This is a genomic window from Ruegeria sp. AA6 (genome assembly GCF_056542865.1).
The window spans coordinates 77,537-98,663 of record NZ_JBQGAN010000002.1 but is presented as its reverse complement, the minus strand read 5'-3'; the positions used below and the strand labels follow the sequence as shown (position 1 = coordinate 98,663).

The 21,127-nt window shown below is 57.6% G+C and carries 20 protein-coding genes; 8 read left to right on the top strand and 12 right to left on the bottom strand.

Features of this window, described 5'->3' with window-relative positions; genetic code table 11:
- Positions 1 to 702: 702 nt before the first annotated feature.
- The 4 genes from ACR0LN_RS03495 to ACR0LN_RS03480 all read right to left on the bottom strand — a co-directional run bounded on the left by ACR0LN_RS03495 (position 703) and on the right by ACR0LN_RS03480 (position 5,970).
- On the bottom strand, positions 703 to 1,269 hold the full coding sequence (locus ACR0LN_RS03495; RefSeq protein ID WP_480427813.1) for a sarcosine oxidase subunit gamma: 567 nt from the start codon (positions 1,267 to 1,269) through the stop codon (positions 703 to 705).
- Positions 1,262 to 4,276 (bottom strand): sarcosine oxidase subunit alpha family protein, encoded by a 3,015-nt coding sequence (locus ACR0LN_RS03490; protein WP_480427812.1) that lies wholly within the window; start codon positions 4,274 to 4,276, stop codon positions 1,262 to 1,264. The genes ACR0LN_RS03495 and ACR0LN_RS03490 overlap by 8 nt, the downstream gene beginning before the upstream one ends.
- A 43-nt stretch (positions 4,277 to 4,319) precedes the next feature.
- Positions 4,320 to 4,649, bottom strand: coding sequence for a sarcosine oxidase subunit delta (locus ACR0LN_RS03485; protein ID WP_480427811.1), 330 nt, complete (start codon positions 4,647 to 4,649; stop codon positions 4,320 to 4,322).
- Between the two features lie 76 nt (positions 4,650 to 4,725).
- Positions 4,726 to 5,970, bottom strand: coding sequence for a sarcosine oxidase subunit beta family protein (locus ACR0LN_RS03480; protein ID WP_480427810.1), 1,245 nt, complete (start codon positions 5,968 to 5,970; stop codon positions 4,726 to 4,728).
- Between the two features lie 196 nt (positions 5,971 to 6,166).
- On the opposite strand from ACR0LN_RS03480, the gene ccmI reads away from it, so the two are divergent.
- The 3 genes from ccmI to ACR0LN_RS03465 are packed head-to-tail and all read left to right on the top strand — an operon-like array spanning position 6,167 to position 8,094.
- Positions 6,167 to 7,387, top strand: a complete 1,221-nt coding sequence (gene ccmI, locus ACR0LN_RS03475) for a c-type cytochrome biogenesis protein CcmI (protein WP_480428349.1) — start codon at positions 6,167 to 6,169, stop codon at positions 7,385 to 7,387.
- Entirely contained in the window at positions 7,384 to 7,848 is a 465-nt protein-coding gene (ruvX, locus tag ACR0LN_RS03470; protein WP_480427809.1) for a Holliday junction resolvase RuvX, read from the top strand. The genes ccmI and ruvX overlap by 4 nt, the downstream gene beginning before the upstream one ends.
- An 18-nt stretch (positions 7,849 to 7,866) precedes the next feature.
- Positions 7,867 to 8,094 (top strand): DUF1289 domain-containing protein, encoded by a 228-nt coding sequence (locus tag ACR0LN_RS03465; RefSeq protein ID WP_480427808.1) that lies wholly within the window; start codon positions 7,867 to 7,869, stop codon positions 8,092 to 8,094.
- Positions 8,095 to 8,368: 274 nt separating this feature from the next.
- On the opposite strand, the gene ACR0LN_RS03460 is transcribed toward ACR0LN_RS03465, so the two are convergent.
- Genes ACR0LN_RS03460 through dusA form a run of 4 tightly spaced genes read right to left on the bottom strand, consistent with a single transcriptional unit; the run spans position 8,369 to position 11,766 of the window.
- On the bottom strand, positions 8,369 to 9,097 hold the full coding sequence (locus ACR0LN_RS03460) for a SpoIIAA family protein (protein WP_480427807.1): 729 nt from the start codon (positions 9,095 to 9,097) through the stop codon (positions 8,369 to 8,371).
- 34 nt (positions 9,098 to 9,131) lie between these two features.
- Entirely contained in the window at positions 9,132 to 9,914 is a 783-nt protein-coding gene (locus tag ACR0LN_RS03455) for a hypothetical protein (protein WP_480427806.1), read from the bottom strand.
- Positions 9,911 to 10,735: a sulfite exporter TauE/SafE family protein gene (locus ACR0LN_RS03450; RefSeq protein WP_480427805.1), complete on the bottom strand. Its 825-nt coding sequence runs from the start codon at positions 10,733 to 10,735 to the stop codon at positions 9,911 to 9,913. Before ACR0LN_RS03450 ends, ACR0LN_RS03455 begins: the two co-directional genes overlap by 4 nt.
- Before the next feature lie 35 nt (positions 10,736 to 10,770).
- Entirely contained in the window at positions 10,771 to 11,766 is a 996-nt protein-coding gene (gene dusA, locus ACR0LN_RS03445) for a tRNA dihydrouridine(20/20a) synthase DusA (RefSeq protein ID WP_480427804.1), read from the bottom strand.
- A gap of 442 nt (positions 11,767 to 12,208) precedes the next feature.
- On the opposite strand from dusA, the gene ACR0LN_RS03440 reads away from it, so the two are divergent.
- The 5 genes from ACR0LN_RS03440 to ACR0LN_RS03420 all read left to right on the top strand — a co-directional run bounded on the left by ACR0LN_RS03440 (position 12,209) and on the right by ACR0LN_RS03420 (position 16,573).
- On the top strand, positions 12,209 to 13,312 hold the full coding sequence (locus ACR0LN_RS03440) for an ABC transporter ATP-binding protein (RefSeq protein ID WP_480427803.1): 1,104 nt from the start codon (positions 12,209 to 12,211) through the stop codon (positions 13,310 to 13,312).
- Complete coding sequence (locus ACR0LN_RS03435) at positions 13,312 to 14,241, top strand: ABC transporter permease (protein ID WP_480427801.1); 930 nt, start codon at positions 13,312 to 13,314, stop codon at positions 14,239 to 14,241. The genes ACR0LN_RS03440 and ACR0LN_RS03435 overlap by 1 nt, the downstream gene beginning before the upstream one ends.
- A gap of 3 nt (positions 14,242 to 14,244) precedes the next feature.
- A complete protein-coding gene (locus ACR0LN_RS03430; RefSeq protein ID WP_480427800.1) occupies positions 14,245 to 15,054 on the top strand; it encodes an ABC transporter permease in 810 nt (269 codons plus the stop codon).
- 19 nt (positions 15,055 to 15,073) lie between these two features.
- Positions 15,074 to 16,111 carry an extracellular solute-binding protein gene (locus tag ACR0LN_RS03425; protein ID WP_480427799.1) on the top strand — a complete coding sequence of 346 codons (1,038 nt, stop codon included), beginning with the start codon at positions 15,074 to 15,076 and terminating at the stop codon, positions 16,109 to 16,111.
- A gap of 99 nt (positions 16,112 to 16,210) precedes the next feature.
- Positions 16,211 to 16,573, top strand: coding sequence for a cupin domain-containing protein (locus tag ACR0LN_RS03420; protein WP_480427798.1), 363 nt, complete (start codon positions 16,211 to 16,213; stop codon positions 16,571 to 16,573).
- A gap of 130 nt (positions 16,574 to 16,703) precedes the next feature.
- Here the strand turns inward: ACR0LN_RS03420 and argE are convergent, their stop codons facing one another.
- The 4 genes from argE to ACR0LN_RS03400 all read right to left on the bottom strand — a co-directional run bounded on the left by argE (position 16,704) and on the right by ACR0LN_RS03400 (position 21,127).
- A complete protein-coding gene (argE, locus tag ACR0LN_RS03415; RefSeq protein WP_480427797.1) occupies positions 16,704 to 17,852 on the bottom strand; it encodes an acetylornithine deacetylase in 1,149 nt (382 codons plus the stop codon).
- 124 nt (positions 17,853 to 17,976) lie between these two features.
- Positions 17,977 to 18,915, bottom strand: coding sequence for a LysR substrate-binding domain-containing protein (locus ACR0LN_RS03410; protein ID WP_480427796.1), 939 nt, complete (start codon positions 18,913 to 18,915; stop codon positions 17,977 to 17,979).
- A 25-nt stretch (positions 18,916 to 18,940) separates the two neighbouring features.
- On the bottom strand, positions 18,941 to 20,437 hold the full coding sequence (locus ACR0LN_RS03405; protein WP_480427794.1) for an aldehyde dehydrogenase: 1,497 nt from the start codon (positions 20,435 to 20,437) through the stop codon (positions 18,941 to 18,943).
- Positions 20,438 to 20,452: 15 nt separating this feature from the next.
- Positions 20,453 to 21,127: a DUF1028 domain-containing protein gene (locus tag ACR0LN_RS03400; protein ID WP_480427793.1), complete on the bottom strand. Its 675-nt coding sequence runs from the start codon at positions 21,125 to 21,127 to the stop codon at positions 20,453 to 20,455.

The window sequence follows — 21,127 nt, the reverse complement described above, 5'->3', positions numbered from 1 at the left end:
TCAAGCGTTGCAGTATATGCAACTTTGTAGTCAACCGTCGCCCTTGCATGCAGTGTTACACACCAGGACAGGCGGTATTCCCTTTGCCGCGTCATCTTGTATTCCGCCTCAACTGAACTTTCCGCGGCAATGTTTGCCAGCTCATTTGACGCTCGAATTGCCCCATCGTAGGCCCATGCACGCTTGACTTCTACGTTCACACTCGAGAGCAACCTCCGCAGAATCCATCCCTGATCCTGTGTGCTATGAAGATCGCATTCATAGCTTTGCACCTCTGCCTGCGCAGCAGGTGCTGACAAACTTAAAGCCGTGAAAAGAGAAGTTTGTTTCGTAAACTCTGCTTCTTACTATCGTCTTCCGCACCTTCACTTTGCTGACTTTTTCCGCCCCTCCAGTGTTGCATTAACGCGTTACAGGCTGACAGCACTGACTGGTTTTGGGCGCATTTCCCTAAAGCGCCGCTGCAAAATTTCGGGCTTTACTTGAAAGTCAATCAAACAAACGACATTCCGATTTACAATCAATCCTCTAAGTCTGACGATTTTTCGTATTTAGCGCGAAAATTTTGATGCACTTTCCCCAATGAATGTAAGCTGCTTGTAGTCGAGCCGCGCAGATTTGACTGATGCGGAACGCCAGGCCCCGTGCAAAAAGCCGCCCACGACTAGCGGGCGGCTTTTTCCAACAAGGCTCATACAGCGACTAGTAAACCCCGACCTCGCTACCTGGCTGCGCCGCAACCTTGAGCAGGTTGAACACGTAATCCGCCGCCGATCGGAAGCAAACAACGCGAAAAGTTTCCGCATCATCCATCCAGAACGCGCCCGCCACCTGGGCCAGACGGGAGCGGTGGATTTGGCCGGGCTGGAATGCCTCGGCCGACAGCTCGACCGGGGCCAGTTTGCCCAACACTTCGCGTGCGCTGGCACCCGAGATGCTGAACACAGCACGTGCGTCCGAAACATTGACGGCCAAAGCATGCGTGTCGCTGAGCGCGCTGGTCATTGCGGCTAGCTTGGCCCCGACCTCGGCGTAAGGAACTAGCACGAGCACTTCATCGGTCGACATCCAGCAAACGCCGGTTTCGCCATTGACCAAAGCTTCGCGCTGACCGGGCATTTTCTGCCCTGTGGCGTCCTTGACTGCCTTGGCTAGCACCTTGTCGGACAGGTCGCCACGTAGGGTGATCATACCCTGAAGCCCGCATTCCTGGACTTTGGCGATGCCTTCATAGCTGGCGTGGTTCAGTGCGCTGATGGGTTCAGACATTCTGCTTCTCCCCGTCTTTGTCATAGAAGATCGGGTCCACGATCTTGGCTTTGTAGGTTTTACCGTCGGTGCCCGGGAATTCGACAATCTCACCCATCCGGTCGGGTCCATGCTTGATCAGACCCATGGCGATGCCACGGTCCAGATTGGCCGAGTAATAGGTCGAGGTTACACGACCGATCATGTTGCGCTGACCGTTGGCATTGACACCCTCGCCGACTGCGTAAGCGCCGTCAGGGATGACGGAACCATCCACAGTCTCCAGACCCACCAGTTTCCAGCGCTCGGGATCGGCCATATGGCTGCGCGAATGGGCGCGTTTACCGAGGTAGTCCTCTTTCTTTTTGGACAGCGCCCAGTGCAGCCCCAGATCCTGCGGGATCACGGTGCCGTCGGTCTCGTCCCCGATCATGATAAAGCCCTTTTCGGCCCGCAGGATGTGCAGACATTCGGTGCCATAAGGCATCACCCCGAACTCCTGCCCTGCCTCGATCAGAGCATCCCAGAACGCCTGCCCCTGCGACGCAGGAACCGCGATCTCATAGGACAGCTCACCCGAGAAAGAGATACGGTAGGCACGGCAAACAAAATCACCGATCTTGCCGTCACGCCATTCCATGAACGGTAGCGCCTCTTTGCTCACATCCATGCCGCCCAACTTCTCCAACACCTTGCGGGCGTTGGGGCCAACCACAGCGACCTGCGCATATTGCTCGGTCACGTTGGCAACGTAGACTTTCCAGTCCCACCACTCGGTCTGCAGCCACTCTTCCATGTGACCATGAATACGCTCCGCTCCGCCGGTGGTTGTGTGGCACAGCCAGGTATCCTCGTCTATACGGGCAACAACGCCGTCGTCGATCAGGAAGCCGTTTTCCGAGCACATCAGGCCATAGCGGCATTTGCCAACCTTCAGCGTGGACATCATGTTGGTATAAAGCATGTCCAGGAATTTACCGGCATCCGGGCCTTTGACGATCAGCTTGCCTAGCGTCGAAGCATCCAGCAGGCCGAGGTTCTCGCGGGTGTTTTTCACCTCGCGGTTCACCGCATCATGCACGGATTCACCGGGACGGACATAGGCGTAGGTCCGACGCCAGTGACCGACGGGCTCCCAATCGGCGCCGTTCTTGTCGTGCCAAGCGTGCATCGGAGTCCGGCGGATCGGCTGGAACACCTCTCCGCGCGCTTCGCCGCCAATCGCACCCATCGAGATCGGCGTATAGGGCGGACGGAAGGTGGTGGTTCCCACCTTGGGAATTTCCGCGTCCAGCGCATCAGCAAGAATCGCCAAGCCGTTGATATTACTTAGCTTACCTTGATCAGTTGCCATACCCAACGTTGTGTAACGCTTGGTGTGCTCGACGCTTTCATAGCCTTCGCGCGCCGCCAGTTGAACGTCTGACACTTTGACGTCGTTCTGGAAGTCCAGCCAGGACTTCATGCGCAACCCGATCTCCGCATTGGCAGGCATGAGCCAGACCGGCTCCATCGCTGCCTCTGCCGTGGTTTCGCCCTGTGGCGCCTTGGTGTTCTTGGGTTTAAAGCCCACTGCTTTTGCAGCGGCTTTGCCTGCAGCATCCGCGTCGGCCAGAACCTCTCCCAAAGCCAGCGGACCGCTCGAAGACCCAGCCGCCAGAACGAAACCTTCGCCATTTGCACCCAGCGGAGGACGTGACGGATCGGGCCGGAAATGAGCGTTCTCCTCATCCCAGATCAACTTACCGCCGCAATGCGACCACATGTGTACGACCGGAGACCAGCCCCCCGACATGGCGACCGCATCGGCTTCGACCTCTTCACGTGCGCCGCCGATACCTTCCTGGTTGCAGATCGCAACTTTCTTGACGCGCTTGCCGCCTTTGACTTTGGCGACGGCTTTTCCGGGATCAACCCGGATACCCAACTCGCGCGCCTCGTTCGCCAGATTGCCCGCTGCCGGGCGTGCGTCGATGATGCGCAGAACGTCCACACCGGCCTGTTTCAGAATGATCGCGGTGCGGTATGCATCGTCATTGTTGGTCGCAACGATCACACGCTCACCGGGCGTCACGCCCCAGTTCACCACATAGTCGCGCATGGCCGAGGCCAGCATCACGCCGGGAACATCGTTGCCAGCAAAAGACAGCGGGCGTTCAATCGCGCCAGTCGCGGTCACGACCTGTTTCGCGCGGATACGCCAGAGGCGATGACGCGGCCCCTGCGTACCCGGCGTGTGATCGTTCAGGCGTTCATACCCCAGCACATAGCCGTGGTCGTAGACGCCCGCGCCCATGCAGCGCGAACGCAGCGTGACGTTGCCCATTGTTTCGAGTTCGGAAACAGTTTGTTCCACGAACTTATCCACAGGCTCGCCATCAATCGTCCCGCCATCAACCGGCGCGCGGCCACCCCAATGCGCGGTTTGTTCGATCAGCATAACCTTGGCACCAGATTGCGCTGCCGCTTTGGCTGCCTGAAGACCGGCAACACCGCCGCCAATGACCAGAACATCGGTGAAAGCATAGAAGTGTTCGTACGTGTCTGCGTCGCGGCTGTCCTTGTCCGGCGCTTTACCCAGGCCCGCAGATTGACGGATAAACGGCTCGTAGATGTGTTTCCAGAACGGTTTTGGGTGGATGAACGTCTTGTAGTAGAAGCCAGCCGGCAGGAACCGTGCCAGCGCAGTGTTTACCGCGCCAATGTCGAATTCCAAATTCGGCCAGTGGTTCTGCGAGATCGAGGTCAAACCGTCGAACAATTCGGTCGTAGTGGCGCGCTGGTTCGGCTCAAACCTGTTGCCCTGCCCCAGACCGACCAGAGCATTCGGCTCTTCCGCTCCACTGGCGACAACCCCGCGCGGACGGTGATACTTGAACGACCGGCCCATCATCATCTGGTCGTTGGCCAGCAACGCCGAAGCGAGCGTATCGCCCTCGTACCCCTGCATCGAGGTGCCGTTGAAAGTAAAGGTAACCTGTTTCGACCGATCAATCAGCCGGCCTTGTTTTGCGAGACGGGTGCTCATGGTGCGGACCTTTCGCAGAAGGAATTACAGATGGCGGCGCGGATCATTCGTATTCTCTCCACGACCAGCCAGGGCGCTTTGCAGTGATCGCGTCCTTGATTTCTTGGGGCGGCTCGGTCGTCTGGGCCGAATAGGTTCCGAACACTTCGAGCGTCTGAGTGCAGCGTGCCGCGTGAAACCACTTGCCGCAGCCATTGCTGTGCCGCCAGCGTTCGAAATGAACACCTTTGGGGTTTTCACGCATGAAAAGGTAGTCGTGGAAATCGTCATCCGACGATCCAGGGCCATAGCGCTTCAGATGCGCTTCGCCACCAGCGGCAAGTTCGGTTTCTTCGGCATCTACGCCGCAATACGGGCAATTCAGGATCAGCATATGGTCATCCTTTTGGCGGTTGGTCGGTGCAGGGACCGACCCCAATTCAGTTAGCTGGCCACCTCGAGCAGTGCCCTCAGTGTGCCACCCCGGCGGCGACGCTTTCGTCGATGAAGCGGCCCTCTTTGAAGCGGTCCAGCGAGAACGCTTCGGTCAGCGGCGAATGGCCCGTGGCCATCAGCTGTGCCATGCCCCAGCCCGAGCCCGGGATCGCTTTGAAGCCACCAGTGCCCCAACCCGCGTTGATAAAGCAGCCTTGCAAGGGCGTTTTGGACAGGATCGGTGAGCGGTCGCCGGTCATGTCTACTATACCGCCCCACTGCCGCAGCATCTTCAGGCGCGAGATCATCGGGAATGTCTCGACCAGCGCACGGACCGTTTCCTCAATATGGTGGAACGAGCCCCGCTGAGTGAAGTTGTTATAGGCGTCGGTGCCGCCCCCGATCACCATCTCCCCCTTATCGGACTGAGACATATAGCCATGCACGGTGTTGGCCATAACGACCACGTCCATACAGGGTTTGATCGGCTCGGATACCAGCGCCTGCAGGGCGACGGCCTCAAGCGGCAGACGGAAGCCTGCCATCTCGGCCAGCTGACCCGAGTGACCTGCGACTACGATACCCAACTTGTCACAATCAATTGCACCTTTGGTGGTATCGACCCCTACCACGCGGCCATTGTCGGACCGCACACCGGTGACTTCGCATTGCTGGATGATGTCCATGCCCATGGCCGAGCACGCGCGGGCATAGCCCCACGCCACCGCGTCGTGGCGCGCCGTGCCGCCGCGCTCTTGCCAGAGCCCGCCCAGAACCGGATAGCGCGGACCGTCGAGATTGATGATTGGCACCAGTTCTTTCACACGCTCGGGTCCGATCCACTCGGTCTTTACTCCCTGAAGCGCATTGGCGTGTGCCGTACGCTGATAGCCGCGAATTTCATGTTGAGTCTGCGCCAGCATGATCACACCGCGCGGGCTGAACATGATGTTGTAGTTCAGATCCTGGCTTAGATCCTCGTACAGGCCACGCGCTTTTTCATAAAGCGCCGCCGACGGATCCTGCAGATAGTTCGACCGGATGATGGTCGTATTTCGACCGGTGTTCCCACCGCCCAGCCAGCCTTTTTCGATGACGGCAACGTTCTGGATACCGTAGTTCTTACCAAGATAATACGCGGTAGCCAGACCATGACCGCCAGCACCAACAATGATGACGTCGTATTTCTTCTTGGGTTCGGGCGAGCGCCACGCGCGCTCCCATCCGGTGTGATAGCGCAGGGCCTCCCGCGCCACAGCAAAGGCTGAATAGTGTTTCATGAGCGAATCCATCCGGTTCGGTGATTGGCGCAGGTATGCCGTGTGCCGACAGTTTAACCCTGCCGGACAACGCCACAATATCGAACTATTGCGACATGGGGTCCATTATTGCGGTATGAGCCCCCCCTCGCGGCCATTTGTCCCTTTTGTCGGCACGCCGACAGGTCTAAGTCAGGGCAGCAATATCGGAGAAACCATGTCGTTCCTGGTCGTGACACTTCTTAGCGCGCTGCTGGTTGCAGTGATATTGGGTTTTTCCCTGCTGCGTGGTCGCACCACGCGCGAGCCTGCGGCAGCTTACGACCTGCGCGTCTATCGCGAACAATTGGCAGGCGTCGATCGGGATTTGGCCCGTGGTGTCATCGGCGAGGCGGACGCCGAGCGGGTGCGCACTGAAATCTCGCGACGTATTCTGGCTGCAGACGCGCAAATGCAGGCTGGCGCCGAACACGTCGGACCGCCGCGTTGGGCCACTGTTGCTGCCTTTGCCGTCATAGCTCTGGTCGTGGTTGGCGGCGCCGTTGGAATGTATCGTCAGATGGGGGCCGCAGGACTGCCGGATCAGCCTCTGACGCAACGGTTGGAACGCGCCGAATCCTTGCGCGCCGAACGCCCAACTCAGGCCGAAGCCGAAGAGGCTGCCCCGCCCGCGCAGTTGCCGCAGCTAGAGGAGAGTTATGCCAATCTTCTGAATCAGTTGCGCGACACTGTCGCAAAGCGCCCGAACGACCTGCAGGGCCACATCCTTTTGGCGCAGCATGAGGCAAATGCGGGCAACTTTCCCGCCGCCTATAAAGCGCAACAGCGCGTGATCGAACTGTCAGGCGACAACGCCCCGGCGGATGCCTATTCGCATCTGGCTGAGATGATGATCCTGTCCGTGGGTGGCTATGTTTCACCCGAAGCAGAAGAAGCACTGCGGCAGGCATTGCGGCGCGATCCGCGTCATGGCCCGGCGCAGTATTATCTGGGTCAGATGATGGTGCAGATCGGACGCCCGGATATTGGTTACCGTGTATGGGTGGATGCTCTGCGCGACGCGCCTGCCGGTGCACCGTGGGCGGACGCGATCTATGCGCAATTGGATGATCTGGCCTTCCGTGCAGGGGTGTTCAATGCACCGAACATCCACCCCCCGTCAGGCCCCAGTCAGGATGACATTGATGCCGCCGCAGCACTGACCCCGGAAGAACGGCAAGAAATGATTAAGGGCATGGTCAACCAGTTGTCCGACCGTCTAGCAACCGAAGGCGGGTCGCCCGAGGATTGGGCCCGTCTGATCGCCGCATTGAGCGTTCTGGGCGAAGGCCAACGCGCCATCGACATCAAGAACGAAGCCATGGAAGTCTTCGCAGGAAATACCGAGGCGCTTCAAATCATCGACGCTGCGGCGTTACAGGCCGGGATCGCACAATGATCCACGACGATTTCGAAGACTTCGCTGCAGCCCTGCCGACAATGACCGCGCTGATGGGGTTGGATCTGGGCGAGAAAACCATAGGCGTTGCCGTCTCTGACAGAATGCGCGGCGTGGCCAGCCCTCTGGAAACCGTGCGCCGCAAGAAATTCACCCTGGATTCCGCCCGCCTGCTTGAGATCATCGCAGACCGCGAGATTGGCGGTGTCATTCTTGGTTTACCGAAAAACATGGACGGCACCGAAGGCCCACGCTGCCAATCGACCCGTGCTTTTGCGCGGAATCTGTCGCGCTTGACCGAAGTTTCCATCGGGTTTTGGGACGAGCGACTCAGTACCGTTGCCGCCGAAAAGGCGCTGCTTGAGGCGGATACGACACGAAAACGTCGCGGACAGGTTATCGATCACGTTGCTGCTGGCTATATTCTGCAAGGAGCGCTGGATAGGCTGCGCTTTCTTTAATTGCGACGGGATACGGCAATGACGAACATGGTTTGGCAAAGGAATGAGGTCGAAAGCCCTTGTGTACAGATTTGTGTCGTTCACCCGACCGAACGCATTTGCACCGGTTGCTACCGGACGATTGACGAGATTTCGCGCTGGTCCAAAATGGATAACAACGAGCGCGCCGATATCATGGAAAACCTGCCCTCCCGCGCCCCGCAGCTTACAAAGCGGCGCGGCGGTCGTGCTGCTCGGCTGAAATAGATCAACTCGTTTTTTCGAATGTTACCCAAACCGAGCCTGCGCCGCTGCAGGCCGGATGGAACTTCGAGGGGGTCAAGTTCAAACTCAGGTGCTGAGTGAGTGACAACCCACAGCGGCGCGCTTCGGTATATTCACTCTTCAGAAGTGGTCAGCCCGAAGAGCATGCTTTGGTTAACGCTTATTTGACCAGACGATCAAGAATTAGAAGTGACTTGCACCCCGTAACCTGACGTCAACGTAAAGGTGCGGCACGCAGCCCCGCCCCTCTGCTTGTTTAACCTGCGGATAACCAGGACTTGGCGTTTTCAATCTCGTCCGAAGCAAAGAATTCAGTTCTGGCACCCAGTATATGACGCGCAACACGCTGCGCCATGTGCTGCCATGTTTTATCCCCGACAATCGCGGCGCGATCCAGCAACCCGACGTGCTTTCGAACCAATTGAAAATGCGACGCAAGGGCCGTTAATCCCTGCCACCCGTCAAATTCCCGAAGATCGATCAGCAAGCGGAATCCCTCCTTTCCGACCATCAGGTTATCCAGATCAAGTTCTGCGCTCTCATATTCTTTGGGGTCCAGCTTTCCCAGCAAACTGATCTGGACACAGGAGCCACCCAGATCAATGACGTGGATGGCGCCCAGTGACTCACGCATCCAGCGGCGCGCGGCTTCCAGTTCAGACAATTCAAAGACTTGAGTCGGGCAAGGAAGAATCGGGGCCGCCAGCCGAACACTTGTCTGCACCCAACCTTGATCGGCTACCACAGCAATGCGGTCAAACCCCCGCCAATGGCTCAGGCCCAGCTTTGTGTCAGCCCAAGCCGCCCCCAAGTCGTAACCCTTGAACTCGGGCTGCACCACGGCCAGCAGGCTTACCGTGTCATGTTCTGCCAACGCGGCCTCAATCGCCGGGACCAGAACCTCTCTATAGTCAGCGCTTGTCACCTCGCCAGACAGCTCGACTTCGAGCAACGCGCCATCAGAATTGGTGTGGACCGTTATCATCTAAAATCCTCCAAATCATAATAATGGCAGGAGGTTAGGCAGATTCGATCCATTCGGCTACTCCCCCAGGACATTCGGGGCGGAAATAGGCAATCATTCGTCCGTCCGGGCCGGCAGATGCACCCTCTCCCCAGGGCGCGACCCCGTGCAAACAGTGCCGATGCAACAGGTAGGCCTCGCCCGGTTTCGCGGGCAATTCGATCCGTGGGCAGGTGTCGAACACTTCGCGGCGGGCAGCCTGATAGATATCCGTGACGTCAATCAGATGCAGGCTGTCGCGAGTCTGCCCGCGCAATGCGTATCGGAAAGCATCGCGCAGAATTTTGTGGCTGCCTTCCCAAAGTACCATCGGGGCAGCATTCGCGCTGGCGTCGTTTAAGGGAACACCTAATATCCACGCGTGGGGCTCATCCACGCGCCGCCGTCGATCCGGCCCGTTCGGTCGCAACCCGTCTACATGAGCTGCATCCCTTTTCAGCCGATACCGCCCGGCGCTTTCGCTTTCACCCTGCCGGGGACGTGGATAACCGGGATAGATTACCGAGACCTGCCCCTTGTGCAGCGGGATATCACCGTACTGCCCAGAGATGAATTCCATGGCTTGCCCGGACAATGGCTCCGAATTCCCTACCCTACCTTGCGGGTCGTTATCCAAGGCATCGACACCGATGAACCACGTCCCTTCGCAGTCCAACCACTGAGCATGAGCCGGATCGGTTACCGACGCTTGGGCGGCTGGTAAGGCATGCCCCACCCATTCCGCCAGCACTGGATCGTACGGAAACTTGACCCAGCCCTTTTCGAGAAAACCTCTCACAAGCCCAGCGCCTTGCGCAGCATGTTCAGGGCCACTAGCGTCAGGAACACCGCAAAGACCCGTTTCAATGGTTTTGGGTCCATCGCATGGGCCAGCTTTACCCCCCAAGGTGCCGTGATCATCGTCATGGCGACCACGATGGCAAAAGCGACCAAGTTCACCGCACCGATGGTCAGCGGCGGACGGTGCTCCGGGGCGATATCGAGAAATAGAAAACCCAGCACCGAGGGCACAGCGATAATCACGCCGAACCCAGCCGCCGTGGCAACGGCCCGGTGGATAGGCGTATTGAACAGGCTCATCAACGGCACACCGAAGCTGCCGCCTCCGATGCCCATCAGCACGGAAAGAAAACCCACCGACGGAGACAGAACCGCGCGGCGAACACCCTTGGGCATGGCATCACCCAGCCGCCATTCGGACTTACCCAGCCCAAGATAAGCCCCTATAACCATACCCAAAATGCCGAACAGCGCCTGCAGAGCCTCGGTTCGTAGCGCCGAAGCCACCGTTACGCCGACAATAGCACCAACGGCGATGCCCGGCCCCCAGCCGCGCAAGATATCCCAATCCACGGCACCTTTCTTGTTATGCGCCAGCACGGACCGCAAAGAGGTTACGATGATCGTCGCCAGTGATGTGGCCAGACACAGCTGCATAAGCTGCGGCCCACCATACCCAAGCGTTTGAAAAGCATAGAAAAAGGCAGGCACAAGAACGATGCCTCCACCGACCCCCAGCAACCCGGCCAGCACTCCGGCCAGCGCCCCGATCACAAGCAAAAGGCCCAGCATCTGGGCCAGCAACATCGCTTCGGGCATCTTTCCCCCATACCGGCCTCAGGCCGTAACTTCGTTCAAACCTCAGCCAGAGGCGCCACACGCTCCAGCGCTTGCAACATTACTTCGGGTCCTGCGCCCTCATGCACTGCACCTTCGGACAAGGCCCGCCGCCATGCCCGCGCACCGGGACGCCCGGTGAACAGGCCCAGCATATGACGGGTGATCTGGTGCAACCGACCGCCCGAGGCAAGGTGATCCTCAACATAGGGCACCATTTTTTGAACAACTTCAATCGGGTCAGCAGCCTGACCGGTGCCATAGATCAAAGGGTCGGCCTCAGCCAGAATATCGGTCGGCTGGTGATAGGCTGCGCGCCCGATCATGACCCCATCCAGCCCGGCCTCAAGATGGATCCGTGCCTGATCCAGAGAGGTGATCCCGCCGTTGATCGAAATATGCAGGTCCGGAAACGCCGCTTTCATGCGGTGAACAAGATCGTAGTCCAAGGGCGGGATATCCCGGTTCTCTTTGGGGCTGAGTCCTTGAAGCCATGCTTTGCGCGCGTGGATTGTGACCCGTTCGCACCCGGCTGCGCGAATTTTCCCGAGAAACGCAGGCAGGACCTCTTCGGGGTCTTGGTCATCCACGCCGATGCGGCATTTAACGGTAACCTCAACATCGACCGCCTCACGCATGGCGGCCACGCATTCGGCGACCCGAGCAGGGTCTTTCATCAATACCGCCCCAAACGTACCCGATTGCACCCGGTCCGAAGGACAGCCGCAGTTCAGGTTGATCTCATCATACCCCGCTTCCGCACCGAACCGTGCCGCCTGCGCTAGCTCCTGCGGATCCGAACCGCCCAGTTGCAACGCGACCGGATGCTCTTGGGGGCTGTAACCCAACAGATGCATCGCCCCGCCGCGCACCAGCGCAGGAGCCGTGACCATTTCGGTGTAGAGCAAGGTCTGCCCGCTCAGAAGCCGATGCACATATCGGCAATGCCGGTCCGTCCAGTCCATCATGGGTGCCACGCTTAAACGCGCTGCTTTTTGAGCGTTATTTTTCAAAGCGTTCGATCCATATACATGCAAGTCGTTTCAGATAATAACCTAAGGGATTTTGCCTCAGTCCCGAGGGAATTCGATTCGAGTGGGCTACGGTGTATCACATCAACGAAGCGCGAACAGCGGTCTGGGTAAGGCGGCGCCCAGTCGTCACGAAAATATTGGGGTTTTATGATCGCTTTTAACTTGGGCGGTAGGTTCCCTTCGTCCAGTCCCCTGATTGAGGTGTTCGAGAGCTCTGGTATTAACAAAGCCAAAAACGGCAAGACGGCATCAAAGCGTTGTCGGTTTTTCTGTTCACTGCAAAACAGGCCAATATCAGGCATCCATATGTTTTCATTAAATAAAAATAAATGATTAGGCTAATCCTAATGTTTGATGAGGAACTCAATTCTTAAGAGGACCGCTTGGCCCGTATATACCCGAACCTGACTTCGCGGTGCATATGGAGGCGAGTTTGGCCGATACTGAACAAATCGCGATTGACGTACGGGATGCGGTTAAACGCTATGGTGACTTCACCGCGCTAAAGAAGATCTCTCTGTCAATCATGGACAATGAGTTTTTCACGCTTCTGGGCCCATCCGGTTGTGGCAAGACAACTCTGTTGCGCATGATCGCAGGCTTCGAAGATGTGACCGAAGGCGCAATTTTCCTTTTTGGTGAAGAGATTGAGAACCTGCCGCCCAATAAACGACCCGTAAATACGGTCTTTCAGAACTACGCCCTATTCCCGCATATGACCATTCTCGAAAATGTGGCCTTCGGGCTGGAAATGCGCGGAACGACGAAGTCTGATGCGCTGAAGAAAGCGGGCGAGATGTTGGAGCTGGTGCAGCTCAGCCAGTTTTCGGCGCGCAAACCAAGCCAGCTTTCGGGTGGCCAGCAACAGCGCGTGGCATTGGCCCGTGCACTTGCCCCGCAACCGAAAGTTCTGCTGCTGGATGAACCGCTGTCCGCACTGGATCTGAAGCTACGCAAAGCGATGCAACTTGAGCTGAAGCATTTGCAGCGCGAAACCGGGATTACCTTCATATTCGTGACCCACGATCAGGAAGAAGCTCTGACCATGTCCGACCGGATTGCCGTGATGTCGGCAGGTGAAATGCAGCAGCTTGGCACCCCGACCGACATCTATGAACGCCCGCACAATATGTTCGTGGCTGACTTCATCGGTGAGACCAACCTGTTGGAAGTTTCCGTCGACGGTATCGATAATGGCCGCGCAACCTGCCATCTTGGCGGTGGGCACGAGTTGACCTGCAATGCGGTGGACGGGATTGGAGTTGGGTCCAAAGTCCACATGTCGATCCGCCCGGAACGCCTGTATATGTCCTCCGAACCGGTTGAATCCGAAGGGCTGCACGGGCGGGTCAAGGAAAACATCTTTGTCGGCACCGACATCACCACCATCGTGCATCTGGATGAAGGCCCGGATTTTGTCGTCCGAACCTCGAATTCGGATCGCGGGAACAAGCGCATCTTTGAACCGGGCACCGAGATGTTCGTCAATATGGAGCTGGGGGCCGCGCGCCTCCTGGCGGACTGATGGCGGCGGGTGCGGCAAGCGGCGGCAGCGCAACCACAGATACTTACAAAGAGGCGCGCACCTGGCTGCTTTTGCCCGCCTGGGTCACGCTGGCCATTTTGGTGCTGGCTCCGGTGATCATGATGCTGATCTACTCTTTCCTTACGAAAGAGTTTCGCGGTGGTGTGATCTGGGAATTCTCGCTGGCCGCCTATGATCAGTTCTTCTTTGACCGTGGATTGTTCGGGGACGAACCGCCAAAGATCGAGTGGACATATGTCACTATCTTCTGGCGGTCGATCTGGCAGGCGGGAGCGGCGACGATCCTCAGCCTTATCATCGGTTTCCCAACGGCCTATTTCATTGCCACGCGCCCCGCGCACATGCGCCCGATATGGGTGTTCCTGATCACCATCCCCTATTGGGTGAATCTGCTGATCCGAACCGTGTCGATGAAGTTCCTGTTGCGCGACCAAGGCCCACTGAACGATTTCCTGATGAATATCGGCCTGATCAACAGCCCTTTGCACATCGTGAACACCAATTTCGCTGTGCAGCTCGGCCTGTTCTATTCCTACCTGCCGTTCATGGTCTTGCCGATTTACGCGGCGGTCGAACGCTATAACTTTGCCCTGTCCGAGGCAGCCGCGGATCTTTACGCAAGCAAATGGACAACGCTGCGCCGTGTCCTGCTGCCCGCTGTCAAGCCGGGTGTGTTTGCAGGATGCATTCTGGTCTTTGTTCCGTCGATGGGGTCGTTTCTGGCACCTGACCTGTTGGGCGGCGCAAAGAACTTTATGATCGGGTCGCTGATCGAAGAACAGTTCAAGGGCAATGCCGGCAACTGGCCCTTTGGGGCTGCTGCTTCGATGATCCTGCTGACAATGGTTCTGATCATCCTGATGTTCTCGGCCCGGCAACAAGCCAAAGCTGACAAGGCCGGAGGCTGACCAATGGCAAGCAAGCAGTTCGACATCAAATCCTACACCGGTTTCAAGGCGATGACGCTGTTCTGCCTCGTGGTCCTGTACGCGCCACTGGTGGTCGTTACGATCTACAGCTTCAACGCATCGCAATCCCTGACCAACTGGGAAGGCGTATCACTGCGCTGGTACGCGGATGTTTTTACCGGCCCTGAAAGCGGCAAGTTCAAAACGGCGGCCAAGAACAGTTTCATCATCGCGATTGTCGCAGCAACCGTTGCGACCACCATCGCCACGCTTGCCGCAACCGGTATGGTGCGCGGGGGCAAGTTCCGTTTCCGCACCGTGTCCTTCGGGCTGATCAGCTTGCCGCTCATGGTGCCCGAGATTGTTCTGGCTGTGGCAACCCTGATCTTTTTCAACTCGATCGGGTTCGAGCGCGGACTGCTGACCATCCTGCTGGCCCATATCGCGTTTTGCATCCCGTTCGCCTATCTGCCGATCTCGGCCCGGATGCAGGGGATCGAAGACAGCTATGAACAAGCCGCGCTGGACCTTTATGCCACCAAACGGCAAGCGTTTACCAAAATCCTTCTGCCGTTGATGATGCCCGGCATCATCTCGGGCTTCTTGTTGGCCTTCATCGTCAGTCTGGATGACTTCATCATCACCAACTTCGTAAAAGGTGCAGGTGTCGAGACCCTGCCAACCGCGATCTTCGGATCGGTAAAGCAAGGGATCAAACCAAATATCATGGCGATTTCGACCATGTTGCTGAGCGTGTCCGTCGTGATGGTCACGATCAGCTATTTTGTCAGCAAGTCTGACAACACCAAATGACCACCAGAGGGAGAGACAAATGAAACACTTGATGAAAAGCGGCGCCGCCGCTCTTGCCCTGACATTAGGGGCCAATGCCGCTGCAGCCGAAGGTGAATTGGTCATTTACCATTGGTTCGAGTACATCCCGCAGGAGCTGCTGGATAAATTCTCTGAAGAAACCGGCATCAACGTAACGATGGACACCTACGACTCGAACGAGGCGATGCTGGCATCGCTGAAAGCGGGCGGTATTGGCACCTATGACGTTTCCGTACCCGGTGACTATATGGTCGCGATCATGGCTGGCGAAGGCATGCTGGACACGATCGCCGACGGTGAGCTGAAGAACAAAGGAAACATTGCGCCGGAATGGGCGGATCCCAACTTTGACCCGGGCCGGCAATCTTCGATCCCGTATCAGTGGGGTTCGACCAGTTTCGCCGTCAGCCGTGATGCATATGACGGCGACATCCAAACCACCGACATCCTGTTCAACCCGCCTGCCGAGCTTCAGGGCCGTATCAACATGCTGGATAGTCAGGGTGAAGTCATGGCAATGGCCGCGCTTCACATGGGCATCCCGCAGTGTTCAAGCGACCGCGAGCAGCTGAAAGCGCTGAACGCCATGCTGCAAGAGGCCAAACAGCATTGGGCCTCGTTCAACTCGGACACCGCGAAAGAGGTTCTGGTGTCCGGTGATGCAGCCGTCGGTCAAATCTACGACGGGTTTGCAGCCAAGGCGCGCGAAGAAGGCGCCAATGTCGAATACGCCTATCCGACACAAGGCTATATCGCATGGATGGACAACGTTGTGTTACTGAAAGATGCACCCAACCGCGAAAACGCGCTGATCTTCATGGATTTCCTGCTGGAACCTGAAAACATCGCCGCTGTGACAAACTTTGCGCAGTACAACGCTGGCGTGAACGGCGTGGATAGCTTTCTGGACCCGGCACTGGCAGCTCAGCCTGAAAAGAACCCCCACGCGAACGCAGGCCCGGGCGTCTTTATCGAGGTCTGTTCCGAGGAAGTGCAATCGGTGTACGATCAAATCTGGACCAACTTGAAGAAATGAACCTATTCTTCTGAATTGCAGCTCTCCGGTTCAACTTTACTGTCCCGGGGAGCCATTTTCTTTCATGGCCACATTGGCCGCAAAGAAGGAAACAGCACTATGCAAAAACCAATTCGCCTTCTCTCCAACGGCAATCCTGAGACCGGTTTTGTCCCGTCATCTCTGGTGGCAGAAAACGATTTCACCACTGATGACAGGACCGAAACTATCAGCAGCTTTTTTGAAAGCCGGGACGAGAAAATCTCGGTTGGTGTTTGGGAATGCGCCCCTTGCCGGGAAGTCATCGACGCCTATCCTGTGGACGAGATGATGACGGTAATCTCGGGTTCAGTGACCCTGACTGGCGCGGATGGTTCACCGCAGACATTTACTGCGGGAGACACGTTTTTTGTACCCAAAGGTACGCCCTGCACCTGGGAAATCACCCAGACCCTGCGCAAGTACTATATGATTGCCGAGTAACACCGGCGCGATGCCTTCTACTTCGCGCCGCGCAGAACTCGAAACACCGTCAGATAACAGACGCAGATGATGCCCCCAGAAGGCTGAGGTCATCAACGAACGAAAGGTCTTGAAGCAGGTTCATCGGCCGTCAGTGGCTGATGTCATCTAGGATACGGTCCATCATCGCATCGCAGGCTTTCAGTTGCCCGATCTCCAGATACTCATCTGGTTTATGGCCCTGCCCCTCCATCGAGCCTGGCCCGCAAACGACCGTTGGGATGCCAAGCTCGCTGAAAAACCCCGCTTCGGTTCCAAAAGCGACCTTTGTGGTTGTATTGCTTTGTGCCAGTTTCTGGGCATAGCCGATCACCGCATCGGACTCAGCGACATCCAACCCGGGATAGGCGTTGTATTGTTCAATTTCGACCCGTGCATCCGGGCAGATGTCCTGATACCGCGCACCGACCCGGTCTGCCACATCCTGTATCTGGCTCAGGATGTCTTTACCGTGATCCGAGGCAAGATGGCGATATTCAAAGGTCAGCTCGGCCCGGTCTGGCACAATGTTCAATGCCTTTCCGCCCGACATCGTTCCCACATGGAAGGTGGTGTACGGTACCGAATAAGCCGGGTCACTGTATCCGCTTTCGGCATAGGTTTTCTGCAGATGTCGCAGCTCGCCAACAAAATCGGTCGCCAAATGTAGCGCGTTAACGAAATTCGGCGCCAGAGCTGAGTGCCCGTTTTGCCCATGACACACGGCGCGCAACGCAGCTTTTCCTTTGTGGCCGATGGCGACCTGCATTTCTGTGGGCTCACCAACAAAACAGGCCCGAGGCTGGCCAAGCATCGGGGCCAAGCGGTCCAGCATGTGCTGAATGCCAACGCACCCCACCTCTTCGTCATAGGATAAAGCGATCTTGAGCGGCTCGCGCAAGCTCACGTCAGCGGCACGATCCGCCAGCGCCATGACAGAGGCCACATACCCTTTCATATCAGTAGTGCCACGCCCATAGACGCGACTGCCGTCGCGGGTCAGGCGAAAGGGATCTTTGGTCCAATTCTGACCTTCAACCGGCACAACATCGGTGTGGGCGGACAACAGGACCCCGTCGCCCTCTGGCCCTTTTTCCGCAAAGAGACCGGTTTTCTCTCCACCAGGGTCGGTAATGCGGTGAACGGCAAATCCGCGCGCTTCCAGAAACGCTTCAACATACGCAGCCAGTTCGAGATTGGAATTCTTGCTGACGGTATCGAAGCCGACCAGTTTTTCCAGAATATCAAGGGTTTCTGTCATGCGATTAAAGCCTGCCTTGCCGCCGGAACGAGTGCGCGTCCTTGTTACAGATCAGCCTACACAACGCACGGAAAACATAAATCCAAGAATGGCGAAGCACCGGTTAGGACAAGCCGAAGCCGCACTAGGTTTGCGTCCCGACATAAAGGCCGGGAAGCGTGCCGGATTTCACTGCTTGTTCGCAGTGCTCAACAAAGGCTTTTCTTGTGTTGGTTTCATTTTCGCTCCGCGCGCTGAGAAGGCCCAGCTTCATCGGCCTGAGACCGCCCGTCAACGGCACGAAGATCAGCTTTTTGCCGTCCGGTGACAGCGCGTTGATGGGCTGTATATTCGCAATCGAAAACCCGAACCCATTGGCGACCAGCGAACGCATGACCGACATATCCGCCGTACGCTCGGCGATGTTCGGCTTGACATTCGCTTCGCGAAAGAATGACAGGAAGTATTCGCCACTGAATGGCAGGTCCAGCAATACCATCGGGTTATCCTGCAGATCCGAGATTGCCAGTTCGGACCGGTCCGCCAACGGATGATCCTGACCAAGAACAACGTAAGGCGGCAGCGCGTGCAGTGGCCTGAAATCAAGGTCTGCAGGGATATCCAAATCATATGTCAGCGCGATGTCCAGTTCAGCACGGCGCAGCTGACTGAAGATGTCGGCCTGATTAAGTTCCCTCTGTTCGATACGCACTTCGGGATAGATATTCTCGAACTCCCGCCGCAACCCCGGCAAGATGATCTGTGCAAAGGTCACCAGACACCCGACTGAAAGCACGCCCTGAACCTTACCAGTGATTTCCCCGGCGAGAGTGGCCAAAAGCTCGGCCTCGCGCAGCACGAACTCGGTGCGTTCCATGAATTTGTGTCCGGCCTTCGTCAGCGACAGGCCGCGGGCGTGCTCACGCACAAATAGGCTGACGCCGAACTCGACCTCAAGCTGGGTGATCGCCGCCGAGATTGACGGCGATGACACGTTCAGCTTATCGCTGGCGGCGGCAATGCTGCCTGCTTTTCCCACGGCCACAAAATACTCAAGCTGCCGCAGCGTGTATCTGAAAGGCAATGGCGCATCCCCGCTTGCTCGCGGATCAAGCCTTGTACTTGATCCACGTGGTCTTCAAAGCAGTATACTTTTCAAGCGAGTGCAATGACAAATCGCGCCCAAAGCCCGACTGTTTCATTCCGCCAAATGGGGTCTGCGCTGACAGCGCATCCACCGTGTTCACCGATACAGTTCCGACCATCAGCTTTTCCGAAACCCGGCAGGCCCGAGACAGGTTGTCGGTCCAAACCGATGCCGCCAGCCCATAGATCGAGTCGTTCGCCATCCGCACAGCGTCTTCTTCGGTGTCGAAGGGAATGACCGAAAGGACCGGGCCAAAGATTTCGTCCCGCGCAAGTGGGTTGTCATGCGCCACATCGTCAAAGATGGTTGGTTGCACGAAACATCCTTTGCCATCGACCGTGACGCGTTGGCCACCTGTCACCAGATTTGCGGATTTCCTACCCTCTTCGACGAATTGCATGATGCCCTGCGTCTGCTTCTCATCGACAATCGCGCCCATCTTCGAAGCCGGGTCCAACGGATCACCCGGTTGGGTCGCTTGTGCTCGGTCGATCAGTTTCTCGACGAACGCATCCTTGATCGAGCGTTCCACATACAGCCGCGAGTTGGCCGAGCAGACTTCGCCCTGATTGAAGAAGATACCAAAGGCGGCCATGTCGGCGGCGGCGTCCAGATCCTCGCAATCGGCAAAGACCAGATTGGGGCTTTTGCCCCCGGTTTCCGGCCAGACCTGTTTCAGGTTCGACTGGCCCGAATACTGCATGAACATCTTGCCAATGGTGGTCGAGCCGGTGAAGGCCAGACAATCCACGTCCATATGCAGCCCCAGCGCCTTGCCCGCAGTGACACCAAATCCGGGCACAACGTTGAAGACGCCATCGGGGATGCCAGCCTCTGCCGCCAATTCCGCCAGTCGCAATGCAGACAGGGGCGATTGTTCGGCGGGCTTCAACACAACCGAGTTGCCAGCGGCCAAGGCAGCGGCCGCTTTCCACGTGGCCATATCCAGCGGGAAGTTCCAGGGCGTCACCGCACCGACGACGCCTAATGGCACACGGCGGACCAGCGCCAGATCGCCGGGGCCTGTGGGTGCGACCTCGTCATACACCTTGTCGATGGCTTCGGCGTACCATTGGAAGAAATGCGCCGAACCAGGCGCGTCGATGGTGGCGGCATCCGTCACCAGCTTGCCCATGTCAAGGCTGTCGAGCAGCGCCATCTCTTCCAGATTTTCGCGGATCAAGTCTGCCAATTTTAGCATCACCGCCTTACGATCCCCCGGCGCCATGCGCGACCAGCGTCCGTCCTCAAATGCGGCGCGGCCTGCGGAAACGGCGCGGTTTACGTCTTCCTCATCACATTCAGCAACCGGGGTCAAAACCGCGCCGGTGGCCGGGTTGATGCTGTCGAAGGTTTTGCCTGATGCGGCATCGACAAACTTGCCGTCGATGAAAGCCTGCCCGCGAAATGACAAACCCGCAGCGCGGCTTTTCCAGTCTTCGTGTGAATAGTCCAACATGCTGTCTCTCCCTGCTTATTCGTCGCCGGGTACGCCGTAAGAAGGCGCTTCGCGCGGGTCGAGCGCGCGTTGAATGTAGGCGTCCAGCTGCGGTTTGTAGACGTCCCAAGCTGTTGCTATGGCCTCAATGGGGCAGCCTTCGGTCCAGTCACAACGCAAATCGGCGACCGGCCAGCTGACTTTGTCTACGATCTTCATACCGGCCGAATGCACCGGCCCCGCCTCGCCCCCCGCAGCCAGCCCTGCGCGCATCGCAGCGATCAGGCGGTCTCCGATATGTCCCGAGGCAGACAGAAACCCGTCGACGATGGCCTGCGGGATACCCTCGTTGGCTAGGAGATTACCGCCCGAGGCGACATTCTCGGCCTGCGCCTGCGTCCAGATGCCTAATGAGTTAGGGCCGGAATGGATCGCCGTGCGACCGGCGGCATCCACCGCCAAAACCTGACGGTATTCAATGTAATTCGCGCGAGCCTTCATCTCTTCGATGGCCTCCGGCGCGGATTTGCCCTGCGCCATAAGGTCCAACGTCAGCGGCCCAAGGCTTGGATCGGTCACGTTCTGCGACGCAACAGCGCCAACCCCAGCGCGCGCAAAGGAACAGCGCGCGGCCACTGCGGGCGACGAAGACGATATCGCCAGACCGAACATGCCGGTTTCAGCGCAACGAGCTACCAACGAAAATGTCAT